The sequence below is a fragment of the Burkholderia sp. S-53 genome, assembly GCF_025560745.1.
Taxonomy (GTDB): domain Bacteria; phylum Pseudomonadota; class Gammaproteobacteria; order Burkholderiales; family Burkholderiaceae; genus Burkholderia; species Burkholderia pyrrocinia.
On record NZ_CP090484.1, the window covers coordinates 1,350,047 to 1,367,907 of the forward strand.

The 17,861-nt window shown below is 65.0% G+C and carries 13 protein-coding genes, 2 tRNA genes and 1 rRNA gene; 2 read left to right on the top strand and 14 right to left on the bottom strand.

The genetic code is table 11. From position 1 onward, the window contains the following. Positions 1-249 precede the first annotated feature (249 nt). From LXM88_RS28135 to phnS, 10 genes are all read right to left on the bottom strand, one after another. Positions 250-325, bottom strand: a tRNA-Ala gene (locus LXM88_RS28135). A gap of 87 nt (positions 326-412) precedes the next feature. Then, positions 413-489: transfer RNA gene (locus tag LXM88_RS28140), tRNA-Ile, on the bottom strand. Between the two features lie 63 nt (positions 490-552). Then, positions 553-2,082, bottom strand: a 16S ribosomal RNA gene (locus LXM88_RS28145). A gap of 506 nt (positions 2,083-2,588) precedes the next feature. Continuing rightward, positions 2,589-3,140, bottom strand: a complete 552-nt coding sequence (locus LXM88_RS28150; protein WP_205817912.1) for a phosphonate degradation HD-domain oxygenase — start codon at positions 3,138-3,140, stop codon at positions 2,589-2,591. Positions 3,141-3,144: 4 nt separating this feature from the next. After that, a complete protein-coding gene (gene phnY / locus LXM88_RS28155; protein WP_262546299.1) occupies positions 3,145-4,599 on the bottom strand; it encodes a phosphonoacetaldehyde dehydrogenase in 1,455 nt (484 codons plus the stop codon). Beyond that, positions 4,596-5,903: a phosphonoacetate hydrolase gene (gene phnA, locus LXM88_RS28160; RefSeq protein ID WP_262546303.1), complete on the bottom strand. Its 1,308-nt coding sequence runs from the start codon at positions 5,901-5,903 to the stop codon at positions 4,596-4,598. Before phnA ends, phnY begins: the two co-directional genes overlap by 4 nt. After that, the gene (phnV, locus tag LXM88_RS28165) at positions 5,900-6,760 is read right to left on the bottom strand and encodes a 2-aminoethylphosphonate ABC transport system, membrane component PhnV (RefSeq protein WP_262546306.1); all 861 of its coding nucleotides are present in this window, start codon (positions 6,758-6,760) and stop codon (positions 5,900-5,902) included. Before phnV ends, phnA begins: the two co-directional genes overlap by 4 nt. Next, positions 6,750-7,670 carry a 2-aminoethylphosphonate ABC transporter permease subunit gene (gene phnU / locus LXM88_RS28170; RefSeq protein WP_262546309.1) on the bottom strand — a complete coding sequence of 307 codons (921 nt, stop codon included), beginning with the start codon at positions 7,668-7,670 and terminating at the stop codon, positions 6,750-6,752. Before phnU ends, phnV begins: the two co-directional genes overlap by 11 nt. Next, the gene (gene phnT / locus LXM88_RS28175; RefSeq protein ID WP_262546312.1) at positions 7,648-8,751 is read right to left on the bottom strand and encodes a 2-aminoethylphosphonate ABC transport system ATP-binding subunit PhnT; all 1,104 of its coding nucleotides are present in this window, start codon (positions 8,749-8,751) and stop codon (positions 7,648-7,650) included. Before phnT ends, phnU begins: the two co-directional genes overlap by 23 nt. A 34-nt stretch (positions 8,752-8,785) precedes the next feature. Further along, positions 8,786-9,877, bottom strand: coding sequence for a 2-aminoethylphosphonate ABC transporter substrate-binding protein (gene phnS / locus LXM88_RS28180; protein ID WP_262546314.1), 1,092 nt, complete (start codon positions 9,875-9,877; stop codon positions 8,786-8,788). 359 nt (positions 9,878-10,236) lie between these two features. Here phnS and LXM88_RS28185 point away from each other — a divergent pair, with 359 nt between their 5' ends. Next, on the top strand, positions 10,237-11,346 hold the full coding sequence (locus LXM88_RS28185; protein ID WP_262546316.1) for a 2-aminoethylphosphonate--pyruvate transaminase: 1,110 nt from the start codon (positions 10,237-10,239) through the stop codon (positions 11,344-11,346). Positions 11,347-11,664: 318 nt separating this feature from the next. Here LXM88_RS28185 and LXM88_RS28190 read toward each other — a convergent pair whose 3' ends face one another. The 4 genes from LXM88_RS28190 to aroQ all read right to left on the bottom strand — a co-directional run bounded on the left by LXM88_RS28190 (position 11,665) and on the right by aroQ (position 15,526). Then, complete coding sequence (locus LXM88_RS28190; RefSeq protein ID WP_262546319.1) at positions 11,665-12,690, bottom strand: IS110 family transposase; 1,026 nt, start codon at positions 12,688-12,690, stop codon at positions 11,665-11,667. Positions 12,691-12,821: 131 nt separating this feature from the next. Continuing rightward, positions 12,822-14,165, bottom strand: a complete 1,344-nt coding sequence (locus LXM88_RS28195) for an MFS transporter (protein WP_262546322.1) — start codon at positions 14,163-14,165, stop codon at positions 12,822-12,824. Between the two features lie 39 nt (positions 14,166-14,204). Beyond that, entirely contained in the window at positions 14,205-15,074 is an 870-nt protein-coding gene (locus tag LXM88_RS28200) for a shikimate dehydrogenase (protein ID WP_262546325.1), read from the bottom strand. Continuing rightward, the gene (gene aroQ / locus LXM88_RS28205) at positions 15,071-15,526 is read right to left on the bottom strand and encodes a type II 3-dehydroquinate dehydratase (protein ID WP_262546326.1); all 456 of its coding nucleotides are present in this window, start codon (positions 15,524-15,526) and stop codon (positions 15,071-15,073) included. The genes LXM88_RS28200 and aroQ overlap by 4 nt, the downstream gene beginning before the upstream one ends. Before the next feature lie 257 nt (positions 15,527-15,783). Between aroQ and LXM88_RS28210 the strand changes: the two genes are divergently transcribed. Then, positions 15,784-17,676, top strand: a complete 1,893-nt coding sequence (locus LXM88_RS28210; RefSeq protein ID WP_262546329.1) for a bifunctional sugar phosphate isomerase/epimerase/4-hydroxyphenylpyruvate dioxygenase family protein — start codon at positions 15,784-15,786, stop codon at positions 17,674-17,676. Positions 17,677-17,861: the final 185 nt, after the last annotated feature.

Genomic DNA, 17,861 nt, shown 5'->3' on the forward strand with positions numbered 1-17,861 from the left:
GTGCCGTATTCCAATTGAGTCAAACATAGAGTTCGAATCATCTTGAGATACATCGATACAATCACAACCCGGATAGTTTTCACGTCCATCTCAAGACGCTTCCGCTATCCAAATTACTTACTTCTTCCAGATTGTTAAAGAACGACAGCCGATACGTACTACGTATCACTCTGACTGGCTCAATCGCCAATGGCAAATGCTCGTCTCACACGTCACTTTCGTGTGATCCAAACGCTTCCCATTGAAGATTGGTGGAGGCAGACGGGATCGAACCGACGACCCCCTGCTTGCAAAGCAGGTGCTCTCCCAGCTGAGCTATGCCCCCATGTACAGAATATTCTCAGGTGTGAGCCGGTCGGCTTGAGGTACTCGTAAGCGCTAAAGCGCTAACGATCACCGACACGTCAGACAATGGTGGGTCTGGTTGGATTCGAACCAACGACCCCCGCCTTATCAAGACGGTGCTCTAACCGACTGAGCTACAGACCCCTGAGTCTGTCTTTAATTTACAGCCGATAAGCGTGAGCGCTCAACTTCGCGAGATAGCTCTGGAAAGGAGGTGATCCAGCCGCACCTTCCGATACGGCTACCTTGTTACGACTTCACCCCAGTCATGAATCCTACCGTGGTGACCGTCCTCCTTGCGGTTAGACTAGCCACTTCTGGTAAAACCCACTCCCATGGTGTGACGGGCGGTGTGTACAAGACCCGGGAACGTATTCACCGCGGCATGCTGATCCGCGATTACTAGCGATTCCAGCTTCATGCACTCGAGTTGCAGAGTGCAATCCGGACTACGATCGGTTTTCTGGGATTAGCTCCCCCTCGCGGGTTGGCAACCCTCTGTTCCGACCATTGTATGACGTGTGAAGCCCTACCCATAAGGGCCATGAGGACTTGACGTCATCCCCACCTTCCTCCGGTTTGTCACCGGCAGTCTCCTTAGAGTGCTCTTGCGTAGCAACTAAGGACAAGGGTTGCGCTCGTTGCGGGACTTAACCCAACATCTCACGACACGAGCTGACGACAGCCATGCAGCACCTGTGTATCGGTTCTCTTTCGAGCACTCCCACCTCTCAGCAGGATTCCGACCATGTCAAGGGTAGGTAAGGTTTTTCGCGTTGCATCGAATTAATCCACATCATCCACCGCTTGTGCGGGTCCCCGTCAATTCCTTTGAGTTTTAATCTTGCGACCGTACTCCCCAGGCGGTCAACTTCACGCGTTAGCTACGTTACTAAGGAAATGAATCCCCAACAACTAGTTGACATCGTTTAGGGCGTGGACTACCAGGGTATCTAATCCTGTTTGCTCCCCACGCTTTCGTGCATGAGCGTCAGTATTGGCCCAGGGGGCTGCCTTCGCCATCGGTATTCCTCCACATCTCTACGCATTTCACTGCTACACGTGGAATTCTACCCCCCTCTGCCATACTCTAGCCTGCCAGTCACCAATGCAGTTCCCAGGTTGAGCCCGGGGATTTCACATCGGTCTTAGCAAACCGCCTGCGCACGCTTTACGCCCAGTAATTCCGATTAACGCTCGCACCCTACGTATTACCGCGGCTGCTGGCACGTAGTTAGCCGGTGCTTATTCTTCCGGTACCGTCATCCCCCGGCTATATTAGAACCAAGGATTTCTTTCCGGACAAAAGTGCTTTACAACCCGAAGGCCTTCTTCACACACGCGGCATTGCTGGATCAGGCTTTCGCCCATTGTCCAAAATTCCCCACTGCTGCCTCCCGTAGGAGTCTGGGCCGTGTCTCAGTCCCAGTGTGGCTGGTCGTCCTCTCAGACCAGCTACTGATCGTCGCCTTGGTAGGCCTTTACCCCACCAACTAGCTAATCAGCCATCGGCCAACCCTATAGCGCGAGGCCCGAAGGTCCCCCGCTTTCATCCGATCGTATGCGGTATTAATCCGGCTTTCGCCGGGCTATCCCCCACTACAGGACATGTTCCGATGTATTACTCACCCGTTCGCCACTCGCCACCAGGTGCAAGCACCCGTGCTGCCGTTCGACTTGCATGTGTAAGGCATGCCGCCAGCGTTCAATCTGAGCCAGGATCAAACTCTTCAGTTTAAACCTGTTACTGTTTTCGGTTCTTTCGAACCGGTCGCTCACTCAAAGCTGACAGGAATATGAATTGCTTCATAAACCTGACTTACTTTAGTGTGAGACTCTTGATACTTTCGCTTTCTGATCCGAGGATCAGCTCGCTGCCATCAAGCGCCCACACTTATCGGCTGTTAATTTTTAAAGAGCATTCTGCGAGGAACGTCGTGTTTCTCAGCAGCGCTGCGTTTTCAGCAGCAGAGAAGCGAGATTATGAACCGTGTTTCACAGATCGTCAACAACTTTTTGAACTACTTCGTTGCGACTGCGGGGTCCATCTTCCTTCGCCAGCCGTGCGCCCAACCTGCTGCACACCACCGACTTCGCTTCCCCTCTTCCGCGCCGCGTTTCCGTTAGCGCGAAAGAGGCGTGATTCTATGCACCCCAAGCCGTTCGCGCAAGGGGTTTCTCAAAAAAATATAAGGCCCCGCACGCTGCCGCGTGCGGGGCCTTATATAGAAGCAGCCGAGCCGTCAGGCCACGCGCACCTGACGCGCGACGATCTCCATATAGTGATCGAGATCCGGCGTCACCTTTCCTTCTTCCTTCGCCGTATCGTCCCAGCGGCGCAGACGCAGCGCGTCCTCCGCAAACGGGCGCTGCAGGAACGCCGCCGTCTCCTCTTCGCTGAAGATGCCGCCTTGCAGCGCAAGGCTGCGCACCGAGTCCGGCGACAGGCTCTCGAAGTAGCCGGCGTCCGTGCGGCACAGGCAGCGCTTCGCGTCGACGTGCAGCCGGATCGGCTCCAGCACCGCGTCGGAAAACAGCGGCCGCAGGAACGGCAGCACGTAATACTGATGCAGATCGTCGATCCCGCGCGCACTCGGCGTCTCGCCCTGACGGTTCAGCAGATGCCCCAGGTCGTGCAGGAACGCCGCCGCGACCAGCGCTTCGTCAGCGCCCGCCTCTTCCGCCAGCAATCCGCTTTGCAACGCATGCTCGAGCTGCGTGACAGGTTCACCGCTATAGGCCACATGGCCATGCTCGCGATACAGCCCGTGGATCTCTTCCACCGTCAATGCCATTCGTTTACTCCCAGGGCAGCGAAAACGTCTTCAGGTTCGTGAAGCTCTTCATCGCCTCCTGAACGCCTTCCTTGTAACCGAGCCCCGAATCCTTGATCCCGCCGAACGGCGACAGTTCGATCCGGTATCCGGGCACTTCCCATACGTTCACGGTGCCGACGTTCAGCTCGTTCACGAACCGTACGACGGCCGCCGTGCTGTCGGTACAGACGCCCGACGACAGCCCGAATGCGGTGCCGTTGCTGATCCGGATCGCGTCGTCGATCGTGTCGAACGCGATGACGGGCGATACGGGACCGAACGTCTCCTCGCGCACGATCGTCATCGACGGATCGACGTTGTCGAGCACGGTCGGCGCGTAAAGCGCGCCGCGCCGCACGTTGCCGGTCAGCAGGCGCGCACCCTGCGCGACCGCCTCGTCGACCCGCGCCTCGAACAGCCGCGCCGCCGCCTCGTCGATTACCGTGCCCATTTCGTTCGCGGGATCGAACGGATCGCCGTACTTCCACGCGCGCGTCTTCTCGACGAGCAACTCGGTGAACGCGGGCGCGATCGAGCGCTGCACCAGCATCCGCTTGACGGCCGTGCAACGCTGGCCCGAGTTCCGGTACGAACCGAGCACCGCCAGCGATGCCGCGCGTTCGAGATCGGCGTCTTCGAGGACGATCAGCGGATCGTTGCCGCCCAGTTCCAGCACGATGCGCCGGTAGCCGGCCCGCGCGGCAATCGCCTTGCCGATCGCGACGCCGCCGGTAAACGTGATCAGCGATGCATGCGGATGCGTGACGAGCTCGTCCGCGATCTCGCGCGGATCGCCGGTCAGCACCTGCAGCATCGGCTCCGGCAATCCGGCCTCGAACAGCAGGTCGGCCAGATAGAACGCCGACAGCGGCACCTTCTCCGACGGCTTCACGATCACGCGGTTGTTGGTCGCGATCGCCGGCGCGATCTTGTGCGCAACCTGGTTCATCGGATGATTGAACGGGGTGATCGCGACGATCACGCCGTCGAGCGGCTGCCGCTGCGAGAACACGCGCCGCGCCTTGCCGTGGGGCGTCAGGTCGCACGAGAAACTCTGCGCGTCGTCGCGCAGTGCCTCGACCGCCGCGAACTTCAGCACGTCGGCAACGCGGCCGATCTCGTAACGGGAATCCTGTTTCGACAGCCCCGATTCGAGCGTGATCAAATCTGATGCTTCCTCGGTGCGCTCGCGCAGCAGCGCGGCCGCACGTTCGAGGATCTGTGAACGCTCGTAGCGCGTGAGCTTCGGCCGGTAAGCCATCGCGTAATCGAACGCGGCGCGCACGTCGTCGACGCTTGCGAGCGGCGCGGTGCCGACCCGGGCGCCCGTATAAGGATCGACGATATCGAAGGTGCGCTCGCGCGACGCGCGCGTGCCGCACCAGCGCAGCGCCTCGGCGCGAAACTCGGGATGGTCTTGCCGGGGATGAGCCATCATGTCGCGATCCGGTTCAGCACGAAATCGAACACGTCGAAGTTGCGCGGGCGACGCGCGGGATCGTCCCGCTCGATGCGGCGATTGAACAGCAGCGGCACTTCCTGCTCCGACACGCCGCCATGCGAACGCAGCGGCACCGTGAGGCCCGACAGATCGTGTTCGCGCTCGCGCGTACCGAGCGTCATGTCGCGGCGGCCGATCACGACGAGATCGCCGATCCGGTCGGCCGGCAACTCGAAGCGTGCAGCGGCCTCCGCGTTGTCGAGCACGAGCTCGACGCCATCGAGGCCGCCGACGCGCCACATCGCCTCGGCCCGGTCGACGTCCGGCGCGAGATAGACGGTTGCAAACGAGCCCAGCGCACCGTGGTGCACGACGTACGGATCGGTAATCGGCAGGATCACGCGCGCTGCCTGTGCGCCGCACCAGCCGTCGAACGCGTCCTGCAGATAGATCACGTTCGGTCGCCCCGTCACGGGATCGTGCTTCGCGTTCATCCCGTGGTCGGCCGTGAGCCCGATCGCCCAGCCGAGCGCGTCGAGCTGCGCGAGGTACCCGTCCATCATCGCGTAGAACGCGTTCGCGCCCGCGCTGCCCGGCTCGCACTTGTGCTGCACGTAGTCGGTGGTCGACAGGTACATCAGGTCGACCTGGCGTGTCTGCGCCAACCGCACGCCGGCCGCGAACACGAATTCGGACAACGCCGCGCTGTAGACATCCGGCGACGGCAGGCCGACCCAGTCGAGTACGTCGACGATGCCGTTTTCCGCGAGATTCGCCTGAGCGGCCTTTTCGGCCGAAAAGCAGATGCCGTTCATCTGCCAGCCGAGCAACCGGCGCAGCTTGTCCTTCGCCGTCACGACGGCCACCCGCGCGCCGGCGTCGGACGCCGCCGCGAGCAGCGTGCCGGCCCGCAGATAGGCCGGGTCGTTCATCATCACTTCGGCGCCGCGCCCGCCGTCGGCGGTCGCGTCCCAGAAGTAGTTGCCGCAGATCCCGTGCACCGACGGCGGCACGCCGCAGACGATCGACAAGTTGTTCGGGTTGGTGAAGGTCGGCACGACGCAATCGGCGCGCCACGCCGTGCCTTCCGCGATCATCCGGCCGATGAACGGCGCGACGCCCGCTTCCACCGCACGTTCGAGATACGCGTACTCGCAGCCGTCGACGCAGACGACGACGGTCGGCTCGACCGGCAGCCGGTAGCGACGGCCGTTGACGTCGACGGAGCGTCCCGCGAGTTCCGGCGACGCGCCGGATGCCGACGTGTCGCCGGGATGGCGCAATGCGAACGCGGCGTTCATGATGCCGCCCGCTTGCCGCGCGGCACACGCGCGGCGATCAGCAGCAGCGCCGCGAGCGACGCACCGAGCATCAGCAGCGACAGCGCCGAGGCGGGCAGGTAGTAGCCGCGCTCCACCTGGCCGATCACGACGATCGGCACGGTCGCAAAGCCGGGCGGATAAACCGTCAGCGTCGCGCCGAGCTCGCCGAGCGACAGCGCGAAGCCGAGCGCGAGGCTCGCGCGCAGCGCCGGCACGAGTTGCGGCAGCAGCACGCGGCGCAGCACCATCGCGGGCGGCGCACCGAGGCTCGCCGCCGCTTCGCGCAGCACGGTCAGCTCCGGACGCAGCGCGGCGGCCGCGCAGCGATAGCAGAACGGCAGAATCAGCGCGAGCTGCACGAGCACGACGATCGCCGCCGAGCTCGACAGGTCGACCGGCTTCTGGTGATACGCAATCAGCACCGCGAGCCCGAGCACGACGCTCGGCACACCGTTCGGCACCATCACGAACGCGTCGACCACCGCGCCGAGGCCGCGCCGGTCGCGCCCTTCGAGCGCAAGCGCGAGCCACAGCCCGAGGATCGTGCCGATCGCCGACACGCCGAAGCCGATTTCGAGGCTCGTCAGCAGCGCATCGTATTCCGGCGACCCGAGCCGCTCGAACCAGCGCAGGCTGTAGCCGGCCGGCAAGATCGTGCCCGACCATTGCGTCGACACGCTCGACAGCGCGACGACGATGACGGGCAGCACGAACAGCCAGAAGCACGCGAATGCGGCCAGCGCGAGCGCGACGCGCGACGCATGCTTGAGCAGCGCGTCGCTCCAGCCGATCTGGTGGCGCGGCACGCCCTGCCCGATACGGAATTCAGCGGACATCGTTCCCTCCCGTCGCACGCCGGTTCACCCGGCGATAAACCGTATACAGCGCCAGCGACAGCGCAAGCATCACGACCGCGCCGGCCGACGCGGTCGGCAGGTCGAGATCGACGGTCGCGCTGCTGTAGATCGCGACCGGCAGCGTCACGAGCCGCGCGCTGCCGAGCACGAGCAGAATCCCGAATTCGTTCAGCGTCAGCAGGAAACACAGCACGGTGCCGGCGGCGATGCCCGGCCACGCGATCGGCAGCACGACGCGGCGCGCGAGCATCCAGCCGGGCGCGCCGAGGCTGCGCGCGGCTTCGATCAGCCGCAGGTCGAGCGTCGCGAACGACGCAAGCGTCGGCCGCACGACGAACGGCGTATAGAACACGGTCTGCGCGAGAATCACGCCGCCGATGCCGAACAGGAAATCGAGCGGCGGATTCTCGAGATGGAACAGGTGCTGCAGCGCGATGCTGATCGACCCTTGCGAGCCGTACAGGAAGATCAGCGTGAACGCGACGAGGAACGACGGAAACGCGACGTACAGTTCCAGGAAACGCGTGACGAGCGATGCGCCCGGAAACGGCTTGAAGAACAGCAGCGCAGCGAGCAGCACGCCGAGCACCGACGCGGTGCCGGCGCTCGCGAACAGCACGCCGAGCGTCGTCAGCAGCACGGTGCGCGTGTCGGGGTTGCCGAAGAAGGTCCGGTACGCGGCAAAGCTCAGCCCGTGATCGCCCGACACGCTCAGCAGCACGAGCCGCACCAGCGGATAGACGACGAGCGGGCCCAGCACGACGACCGCGAGCGCGGCCAGGTGCAGGTCGCCCATGCGCTTGCGGCGCCGCGCGACGGCGGCGTGCGCGGCGGCCGACGCGAGCACGTGCGGCGGCAGGCCGGCTTCAGGGCTCGATAAGGACGACATCGTCTGCCTCGCAATGCAGGGACACGCGCGCACCGCGTTCGGGGGCCGCACCGCGGCCGCGTTGCATCGTCACGCGCACGGGTTCGTCGGGCGCCGCGTCGATCACGACCGCGATCGACAGGTCGGCACCCTGCCATTCGACGGACGACACCGTGCCGTGCAAGCCGCCCGCCGCAGGCGGCATCACGGTCAGGCGCTCGGGGCGCACGCAGGCGACCTTGCCGCGCACTTCGTGGCGCGGATCGCCGAGCGGGAAGATCACGTGCGGCGGCAGCAGGTTCGCCGGGCCGAGATAGCGTGCGACGTAGCCGTCCTGCGGCTCGTCGTAAAGCTGCTGCGGCGTGCCGAGCTGCGCGATGTGGCCGTCGCGCATCAGCAGCGCGCGGTCGGACAGCACGAGCGCGTCGTCGCGGTCGTGCGTCACGCAGACGACGGTCAGGTTCGGCAGGCGCTCGTGCAGCGCCTTCAGTTCGCTGCGCACCGATGCGCGCAGGTTGGCGTCGAGCGCCGACAGCGGCTCGTCGAGCAGCAGCACGTCCGGCTCGATCACGAGCGCGCGGGCCAGCGCGACGCGCTGCTGCATCCCGCCCGACAGTTGCGCGGGCAGGTGATGGCCCGCATCGCCGAGCTGCACGAGCTTCAGCGCGTCGGCGACGCGGCGCGTCACTTCCGACGACGCCATGCCGCGCGCGCGCAGCCCGAAGGCGACGTTCTCGAACACCGACAGGTGCGGGAACAGCGCGTAATTCTGGAACAGCAGACCGAGATTGCGCTTGTGCGGCGGCGCATAGGTCAGGTCACGCCCGGCAACGGTCAGCGTGCCGGTCAGGCCGTCGGCCTTCACGAACCCGGCGATGAAGCGCAGCAGCGTGGTCTTGCCGCAGCCGCTCTTGCCGAGCACGGTCAGAAATTCGCCGGCGCCGATCGACAGCGACAGATCTTCCAGCACCGTGCGCGCGCCGTAGCGCACGCTCAGGTGCTCGATCTGCACGCCGCCCGGCGCGCCGGACCGCAGCGTCGCGTGCGGTTCGGCGGCGCCGAATGCGCCGGGATGGGTCAGGGTGGTTTCCACCGGGTTCATCCTCTTGCTCACTAATACAGGCGGCGTGCGCCGATCACTTCGGCTTGACGACGTCGAGCTGCTTGCCCGAGCTGCCGATCACGTCCTTCTTCCAGCGCTCGATCCACACCGGCTTCTTCGCCATCACCTGGGTCCAGTCGACCGGGATCAGCTTCACGCCCGCGATCGCCTTCTTGACCGCCTCGCCGTTCTTGCCGGCCAGCGGCACGTCGGTGCGGCCCGGGATGCCGAACATGTCCGGCACCTTCGACTGCACTTCCGTCGACATCAGGTAGTCGATCAGCTTCTTGCCGACGTCCTGGTTCGGGCCGCTCTTGATCAGGCCGATGCCGTACGGGAGCTGGAACGTGGTCGGCTGGTCGCCGTCCTTCGCGGCCAGGAAGATCGGCTTGACGGACAGTGCGCCGTGCTCGGCATCGTCGAGGTCCATCTGCAGGTCGCCGTTCGCGACGCTGATCTCGTTACGCGACAGCAGCACGTTCAGGTAGCCCGTGCCCTTCGTGTGGAACTTCACGCTCTGCGACAGCTTCGCGAGGTAGTCGAACGCCTTGTCCTCGCCCATCAGCGAAGTCGTCAGGATCAGCACGGCCATCCCGTCGCCGGCGGTCGCCGGGTTCGAGTACGCGACCTTGCCGGCATAGCTCGGCGACAGCAGGTCGGCGAACGTCTTCGGCTGGTTCTTGACGACGTCCGGGTTGATCGCGAACGAGAAGTAGTTGTTCACGAAGGTCGCCCACGTCCCGTCCTCGGCCTTTGCGATGGCCGGCACGTTCTTGTAGTTCACGCTCTGGTACGGCTGCAGCAGGCCCATCTGGCCGGCCTGCTGAATGAACGGCGGCAGCGTGACGATCACGTCGGCCTTCGGGGAATTCTTTTCGATGTTCGCGCGGTTGACGACCTCGCCGCTACCCGCCGTCACGATGTTGACCTTGACGCCTTCCTTCTTCTCGAAGGCCGGCAGCACATCGCGATAGAGGTTCTCGAGACCGTCCGCCGTATACAGCACGACCGCGTTTGCCGCGTGCGCCGGCATCGCGGCACCTTGCAGCAGACCGGCGGCGCAGGCGGCCAGCGCGAGCTTGCGGAACGCGCCGGCAGCGGCGCGCGAGGAATTCTGCAGTGTCATCTCACTTCTCCGTAGGCGGAACACCAATTGGCCGGGGGCACGATCCCGGCGCTGTCGGCCAGAGTTGGCGCTTCAGCGCTTACCCTGGCCCCATGCTTCGCGGTCGGCTGGCGTTAGCGCTTCAGCGCCGACTCCAGCCCCATGCAAAGCCTGTTATCGATCCGGGCGAACCGATTAGCCGGCCCGCCTCGTTGCCGCGCCGAAGGTGGTTTCGCGCGGCAACCGAAGGATCACAGCGTTCGGTGACAAAGCCGTGACGAATGCCACAATTTCCAAAAAATGACACATTTTGCCACTATCATGCAAGTCATTCGGAAATGCCGCCCGGCGTTTCGCCCGACCTTTGCTGGAGAAAAAACATGCCCGATCCGATCCTGCTCACGCCCGGCCCGCTCACCACGTCCGCCACAACCCGCCACGCAATGCAACATGACTGGGGGTCGTGGGACGCCGCTTTCAACCAACTGACGGCCAGCGTGTGCGCGGACCTCGTCGCCATCGCGCGCGGCGGCGACGACTACGTGTGCGTGCCGATGCAGGGCAGCGGCACGTTCTCGGTCGAGGCGGCGCTCGGCACGCTGTTGCCGCGCGACGGCGTCGTGCTCGTGCCCGACAACGGCGCGTATTGCGCGCGCATCCTGAAGATCCTCGGCCGTCTCGGCCTCGACGCGATCGCATTGCCGTTCGGCGAGGACGCGGCCGTCGACGCGGCAGCGGTCGAGGCTGCGTTCGCACGCGAGCCGCGCATCACGCACGTCGCCCTCGTGCACCTGGAGACGAGCGCCGGCATCCTGAATCCGCTGGACGCAATCGCGGCCGTGTGCCGCCGCCACGGCAAGCGGCTGATCGTCGATGCGATGAGTTCGTTCGGCGCGCTGCCGATCGCGCTGGCGGACAGCGGCATCGATGCGCTGATCTCGGCGAGCGGCAAGTGCCTCGAAGGCGTGCCGGGGATGGGTTTCGCGATCGTGCGGCGCGACGCGCTCGACGCGAGCGAAGGCAACTCGCCGTCGCTCGCGCTCGATCTCCACGATCAATATGCGTACCTGCGCAAGACCGGCCAGTGGCGCTTCACGCCGCCGACGCACGTGATCGCCGCGCTGCGCGCCGCGCTCGACCAGTACCTCGCCGAAGGCGGCCAGCCGGCACGCGGCGCGCGCTATGCGGAAAACTGCCGGACGCTGGTGGAATCGATGCGCGCGCTCGGCTTCGTGCCGTTCCTCGACGCGAGCGTGCAGGCGCCCGTGATCGTCACATTCCACGCGCCCGACCATCCGGCCTACGATTTCCGCCGCTTCTACGACGCGGTGCGCGACGCGGGCTTCATCCTGTATCCGGGCAAGCTCACGCGGCTCGAGACGTTCCGTGTCGGCTGCATCGGCGCGATCGATGCCGGCGATATCCGGCGCGCGGTGGCGGCGATCGCGCAGGCGGTCGAATCGCTCGGCATCGCGGTGCAGCGCGCATAGCGCGCAACGCGAGCCAGGATACAAGTCGGCACACCAGTCGGCGCACCAACAAAAATCTATGGTCAGCCCGATTTTTGCAAGCGAGGCAGTGTTGACCTAAAGTGGACTTGCTCGAATCTATCCGGGGTCGTGGATGGGAAAGATCCCGCCCCATGATGGGAGCCGCACCGGACAAACCTCAAAAAGCCCGCAGCATCGAGATGCTGTTTTCGTTGTCAGGTTACTTGTCCGGCCGTTGAGTCGTTTATGCCTTCACGTATCTCGCGTCGCAAAACCAGGTGTGACTACTGCAACTGAAGCCGTAAGCGACAAGAAGCGTCAGACTGAAGGAACAGCCTCGATGCTTCGGTAGTGTGTCCCTTTGGCGAGGATGGCCCAGGCGATCCTCGCCAATTTATTGGCCAAGGCACAGGCCACCACGTTCGAGTGTCGTCGCGCCAACAGGCTGCGAATCCAGACGCCCAATGCATCCGTGCGGTGCTCGATGCGCTGCATGATGGTCCGCGCACATTGCACCAGCAGCCGTCGCAGTTCCTTGTCCCCGCGCTTGCTAATGCCCAGTAGCGTTGGTTTGCCGCCGGTGCTGTACTGCCGCGGCACCAGGCCGACCGACGCTGCAAACTGCCTTGCCGAACCATATTGATGAGCATCGCCCAACTCCGACATCAACACGCTGGCGGTCATCGGGCCAATGCCGGGAATCTCGAGCAGCCGTTCGCTGCGTCCGTCCTCGTGTAGCTGGGAAAGCAACTCACGTTCGAGCTGGCGGATCTGCTCGTCCAGATACTTGAAGTGCGCCTGCAAGCGTTCGAGCACAGCCACCAGCCTCGGCGGCAACGATTCTGCCTCCAGCACGGCAGGCAGTCGCCGGATCACCGCCATGCCGCGCGGCAAGCTGATGCCGAACTCCAACAGAAACGCATGAATCTGGTTGATCGTGCCGGTGCGCTCCCGCACCAGCCTCTCGCGCACGCGGTGCAAGGCTGAAACGATCTGCTGGGTTTCGTTGTGTGGGCTCACGAAACGCATGCTCGGACGGCAAGCCGCTTCGCAGATCGCCTGGGCGTCCGCGAAATCGTTCTTGTTGCCTTGCCGGAACGGTTTGACGAATTGCGGGGAAATCAGCTTGGTCTCGTGGCCCAGCGCTTGAAGTCGGCGAGCGATCCAGTGCGCACCGGCGCACGCCTCCATGACCACCGTACAACTCGGGAAATTGCCCAGCAGCGTGAACATCTGGCTACGCGTGAGCTTCTTACGGAACACCATCCTGCCGGACGCATCCTGTCCATGCAGGTGGAAGCAGTGCTTGCCGAGATCGACTCCGATCAGCGATACCGTGTCCATGATGGCCCTCCAGAAGGACAAAATCCTCACTCAGCGTAGTCCACTGAGTGAGGATCGGGCTGACCATCCTATTAAGCCCGGCGGCCAACCGGCCGCCGGGCGAACGCACGAGATGTGCGTGGAGCTGGTGCTTACAGCTCGATCCGCTTGATGTCGCCGACGACGAAGATGTACGACAGCGCACCGACCAGCGCGATCACGCCGATGAACACGAGCGCGCCGACGAACGAGCCGGTCGACGCGACGATGAAGCCGACGACCAGCGGCGTGACGATCCCCGCGAGGTTCGCCGCGAAGTTGAAGATGCCGCCCGTCACGCCGAGCAGGCCGTCCGGCGCGATATCCGACACGAGCGTCCAGCCGAGCGCAGCCATCCCCTGCGCGAAGAATGCGACCGACATGATCGCGATCACGGCCTCGTTGCTCTTCACGTAGTTCGCGAGAATGATCGTCGATGCGAGCAGCAGGCCCGCGATGATCGGCAGCTTGCGCGCGAGGTTCGCGGACTTGCCGCGGCGCAGCAGCCAGTCGGAGAAGATCCCGCCGAACATCACGCCGACCGACGCGGCGATGAACGGCATCACCGCGAAGAAGCCGATCTTCAGCCAGCCCATGTGGCGCTCGGTCGCGAGGTAGGTCGGGAACCAGGTCAGGAAGAACACGAGCGTCGAGTTGCCGGCGAACTGGCCGAGGCAGATGCCCGCGAGCTGGCGCTTCTTCAGCAGCTTGCCTGCCATCGCCCAGCTGAACTTCTTCTGCTCGCCCTTGCCGCCGTTGTCGCCGCCCTTGCGTGCACCGTGCACGAGACCGCCGCCCGCCTCGATATACGCAAGCTCCTCCGAATTGGCACCCGGATGATTGCGCGGCTCGTGATAGAACTTCCACCAGACCAGGCCGAACGCGATGCCGACCGCACCGACGACCCAGAACAGCGAGCGCCAGCCGAACGCGCCCATCAGCGCGAACAGCACGGGGCTGAAGAACGCGAGGCCGATGTACTCGCCGACGGTATAGGTGCCGGTCGCCATCGCGCGTTCGTTCTGCGGGAACCACGTCGCGACGACGCGGCTGTTGGTCGGGAAGCACGGCGCCTCCGTCACGCCGAGGCCGAGCCGGCATGCGAACAGCGTCGCGATGCCCGGCACGAAACCTTGCAGGAACGTGCACAGCGACCACAGCGTCATCGACCAGTAATAGGTGATCTTGCTGCCGAAGCGGTCGAGGAACAGGCCGCCGGGCACCTGCATCGCGACGTACGTCCACGAAAACGCGGAGAACATGATGCCCATCACGGCCGCGTTGATGCCGAGCTCCTTGGTGAGCTGCGGCGCAGCCACCCCCAGCACGGTGCGGTCGAGGTAGTTGATCATCGTGCCGATCGCGAGCAGCGCGAGAATCTTGTAGCGCGCCGAGGTGCGCCGGACCGTGCCGGCCGCCTGCGCCGGCGCGGCATTCGTGTGGGTGGTGTGCTGCATGGTCGTCTCCTGGTCTCTCTTTCTGTAGCAGTAAGGGGGTCAGCGCGCGACGAGCGACTGAAAGTGATCGAACATCCGCTCGGCGTCGGGCGTGCGTCCGGTGAAGATCTCGAACGCGTCGACGGCCTGGTAGACGGCCATCCCGCCGCCCGGCAGCGTGGCGCAGCCGGCCGCTCGCGCGGCACGGATCAGTTCGGTTTCGAGCGGGAAATACACGATGTCGGCCACCCACATGCCCGCGTGGAGCAGCTCGGCCGGCAGCGGCAGGCCCGGGTGCTTGGTCATGCCGGTCGGCGTCGCATGGATCAGGCCCGTCGCGGCGCGCATCGCAGCCGCGAGATCGTCGCCGGACGGCGCGCCGCCCGGTGCAACGCGCGCGGCCGGGAAGCGCTGCTGCAGCTCGGCCGCGAGCGCGGCGGCACGCGTGCCGTCGACGTCGAAGATCGTCATTTCGGTCGCGCCCATCTGCAGCGCCGCATGCGCCACGGCCGCGCCCGCGCCGCCGGCGCCGAGCTGGACGACACGCTCGAGCGACGCGTCGGGCAACCCGCGGCGAAACGATTTCGCGAAGCCCGACCAGTCGGTGTTGTGGCCGATCCGCTTGCCGTCCTTGAACAGCACGGTGTTCACCGCGCCGAGCGCGCGGGCGTCGTCCGACAGCGCGTCGAGGTGCTCGATCACGCGCTGCTTGCACGGGTGCGTGATGTTGAGCCCGTTGTAGCCCATTCGCTGCGCGGCATCGAGCAGTTGCGGCAGCGCGTCGACGGTTGCGCCGAGCACGTCGAGATCGATGCGCCGGTAGACGTAGCCGAAACCCTGGCGGAATCCCTCTTCCTCATGCATCGCGGGCGACAGCGAACCGCCGATGCCCTGGCCGATCAGGCCGATCAGAAACGACGGGCGGCTCATCGCGCGGCTCCCTGCGCAAACAGCGTCGCCAGACGCTGCAGCGCGAACACGTAGCCTTCGGTACCGCAGCCGCAGATCACGGCTTCGGCGACCGCCGACACATAGGAATGGTGGCGGAACGCCTCGCGGCGATGCACGTTCGAGATATGCACTTCGATCACCGGCTTCGCGATCGCGGAAAGCGCATCGGCCAATGCCACCGACGTATGCGTATAGGCGGCCGGGTTGATCACGATGCCGTGCGTGTCGTGACGCGCGGCATGCAGCCAGTCGATCAATTGATGCTCGGCGTTCGACTGGCGGAACTCGATTTCCAGCCCGAGCCCTTGCGCCGCCGTGCGGCAGCGCTGCTCGACGTCGGCGAGTGTTTCCGCGCCGTAGATATGGGGCTCACGCGTCCCCAGCAGATTCAGGTTCGGGCCGTTCAGCACCAGCACCTTGTGCTTGCTCATGGTGATTCTGCTCCTAAAACGGGGGCAAATCGCTAGCGGATTTCGCCCCCTGACGTCAAGATTTGGCGCTAGTGTGCGCTTGCGCAAGCGCAATGTCTTTTCGGGTTTTCGCTAATTTGTACCACCTAGTTAGTTTGTATAATCCCAGTCACTTACCCAGTAAATTCGGGATATGGCGCGCGCCCGGAACTCAACGACTGGTTCATTCAGGGCCGGTTCGACCGACGCCATGCCCCGCTCATTCGCAGGAATCGCCCATGAAGCGCTCGATCGCCACCGTGTCACTGTCCGGCACGCTCGCCGAGAAGCTCGTCGCCATCCAGGCCGCAGGCTTCGACGGCGTCGAAATCTTCGAAAACGACCTCGTCTACTTCGACGGATCGCCGGCCGACGTCCGTCGCATGGCCGCCGATCTCGGCCTCGACATCGTGCTGTTCCAGCCGTTTCGCGATTTCGAGGGCGTGAGCGCGGCACAGCTCGCGCGCAACCTCGATCGCATCAAGCGCAAGTTCGACGTGATGCATGCGCTCGGCACCGACCGCATCCTCGTGTGCAGCAATGTGTCGGCCGACACGATCGCGGACGACGGGCTGCTCGTCGACCAGCTTGGCGCGCTCGCCGACGCCGCCCGGGAGGCCGGCGTGGTCGCCGCATACGAAGCGCTTGCGTGGGGCCGCGTCGTGAACCGGTACGGCCATGCGTGGAAACTCGTGAATGCCGTGAACAGCCCGCATCTCGGCCTCGCGCTCGACAGCTTCCACACGCTGTCGCTCGACGATTCGCCCGATGCGATCGCCGAGATTCCCGGCGACCGGATCGCGTTCGTGCAGATCGCCGATGCGCCGAAACTCGCGATGGACGTGCTCGAATGGAGCCGCCACTACCGCTCGTTCCCGGGCCAGGGCGACTTCGACCTCGCGCGCTTCACCGCGCGCGTGATCGAGTCGGGCTACACGGGGCCGCTGTCGCTCGAGATCTTCAACGACGGCTTCCGCGCGGCACCGACCGCGATCACGGCCGCCGACGGCCATCGCTCGCTGCTCTATCTGGAAGAGCTGACGCGCACGCGGCTCGCGCAGGACGGCCGTGCGCCGGCCGCCGGCCAGCCGCTGTTCGCGCCGCCGGCGCCGCCCGCGCACGTCGGGTTCCAGTTCATCGAATTCGCGGTCGACGCACAGGCGGCGGCCACCGTCGGCGAATGGCTCGGCAGGATGCGCTTCCGGCTCGCCGGCCGGCATCGCTCGAAGGATGTGACGCTGTTCCAGCACGGCGCAGCGTCGATCGTGCTGAACGCGGAGCGCGACTCGTTCGCCGATGCATTCTTCCAGCAGCACGGGCTGTCGCTGTGCGCGTCGGCGTTCCGCGTCGACGACGCGAAAGTGGCATTCGAACGCGCGGCCGGCTTCGGCTACGCGCCGTTCTCCGGCCGCGTCGGGCCGAACGAGCGCGTGCTGCCGGGCGTGCAGGCGCCGGACGGCAGCCTCGAGTATTTCGTCGACGAAGCGCCGAACGCGCCGACGCTGTATGAATCGGATTTCGTGCTGACCGATATCGACGGCCCGAGCGAAGTCGGCCCGCTGACGGGCATCGACCATGTGTGCCTGGCACTGCCGGCCGACGCGCTCGACACGTGGATCCTGTTCTTCAAGACGGCATTCGGCTTCGAGGCCGAGCGCAGCTGGCTCGTGCCCGATCCGTACGGGCTGATGCGCAGCCGCGCGGTGCGCAGCGCCGACGGCTCGGTGCGGATCGCGCTGAACGCGTCGGTCGACCGTCACACGGCCGTCGCCGAATCGCTCGACCGCTACCACGGCACGGGGCTGAACCACGTCGCGTTCCGCACCGACGACATCGTGAAGACGATCGCCGCGTTCGCGGCCGACGGCGTGCCGTTCCTGCGCATTCCGCCGAACTACTACGACGATCTCGCCGCGCGCTACGCGCTGCCGGACGAACTGATCGACACGCTGAGCGCGCACCACCTGCTGTACGACCGCGACGAGCACGGCGGCGAATTCCTGCACGCGTATACGGAACTGGTCGACAACCGCTTCTCGCTCGAAATCGTCGAGCGGCGCGGCGGATACGACGGCTACGGCGCGACGAACGCGGCCGTGCGGCTCGCCGCGCAGGCGCAGCGCAGGAAATAAGGGAAGGACGCGAATCGCGTTTTTTGGGGGCGGAGTCGCAGCGCGGCCCGCGGCCGACGCAAAGGGCCGCATCCGACGCGCACCATCGTGGTGAATCGCACAGCCGCGCACCAGCCCGCGCGGCTGCCCGCGATCGGGCCGGGAGCCGCGCCCCGTATGACGTTACATCCGGTAACCCGTACCGC

What these genes read in the sequence shown, in the direction of transcription:
- LXM88_RS28150 (WP_205817912.1), bottom strand. Translation starts at nt 3,140, where the DNA reads ATGGCATTGACGGTGGAAGAGATCCACGGGCTGTATCGCGAGCATGGC.
- phnY (WP_262546299.1), bottom strand. Translation starts at nt 4,599, where the DNA reads ATGATGGCTCATCCCCGGCAAGACCATCCCGAGTTTCGCGCCGAGGCG.
- phnA (WP_262546303.1), bottom strand. Translation starts at nt 5,903, where the DNA reads ATGAACGCCGCGTTCGCATTGCGCCATCCCGGCGACACGTCGGCATCC.
- phnV (WP_262546306.1), bottom strand. Translation starts at nt 6,760, where the DNA reads ATGTCCGCTGAATTCCGTATCGGGCAGGGCGTGCCGCGCCACCAGATC.
- phnU (WP_262546309.1), bottom strand. Translation starts at nt 7,670, where the DNA reads ATGTCGTCCTTATCGAGCCCTGAAGCCGGCCTGCCGCCGCACGTGCTC.
- phnT (WP_262546312.1), bottom strand. Translation starts at nt 8,751, where the DNA reads ATGAACCCGGTGGAAACCACCCTGACCCATCCCGGCGCATTCGGCGCC.
- phnS (WP_262546314.1), bottom strand. Translation starts at nt 9,877, where the DNA reads ATGACACTGCAGAATTCCTCGCGCGCCGCTGCCGGCGCGTTCCGCAAG.
- LXM88_RS28185 (WP_262546316.1), top strand. Translation starts at nt 10,237, where the DNA reads ATGCCCGATCCGATCCTGCTCACGCCCGGCCCGCTCACCACGTCCGCC.
- LXM88_RS28190 (WP_262546319.1), bottom strand. Translation starts at nt 12,690, where the DNA reads ATGGACACGGTATCGCTGATCGGAGTCGATCTCGGCAAGCACTGCTTC.
- LXM88_RS28195 (WP_262546322.1), bottom strand. Translation starts at nt 14,165, where the DNA reads ATGCAGCACACCACCCACACGAATGCCGCGCCGGCGCAGGCGGCCGGC.
- LXM88_RS28200 (WP_262546325.1), bottom strand. Translation starts at nt 15,074, where the DNA reads ATGAGCCGCCCGTCGTTTCTGATCGGCCTGATCGGCCAGGGCATCGGC.
- aroQ (WP_262546326.1), bottom strand. Translation starts at nt 15,526, where the DNA reads ATGAGCAAGCACAAGGTGCTGGTGCTGAACGGCCCGAACCTGAATCTG.
- LXM88_RS28210 (WP_262546329.1), top strand. Translation starts at nt 15,784, where the DNA reads ATGAAGCGCTCGATCGCCACCGTGTCACTGTCCGGCACGCTCGCCGAG.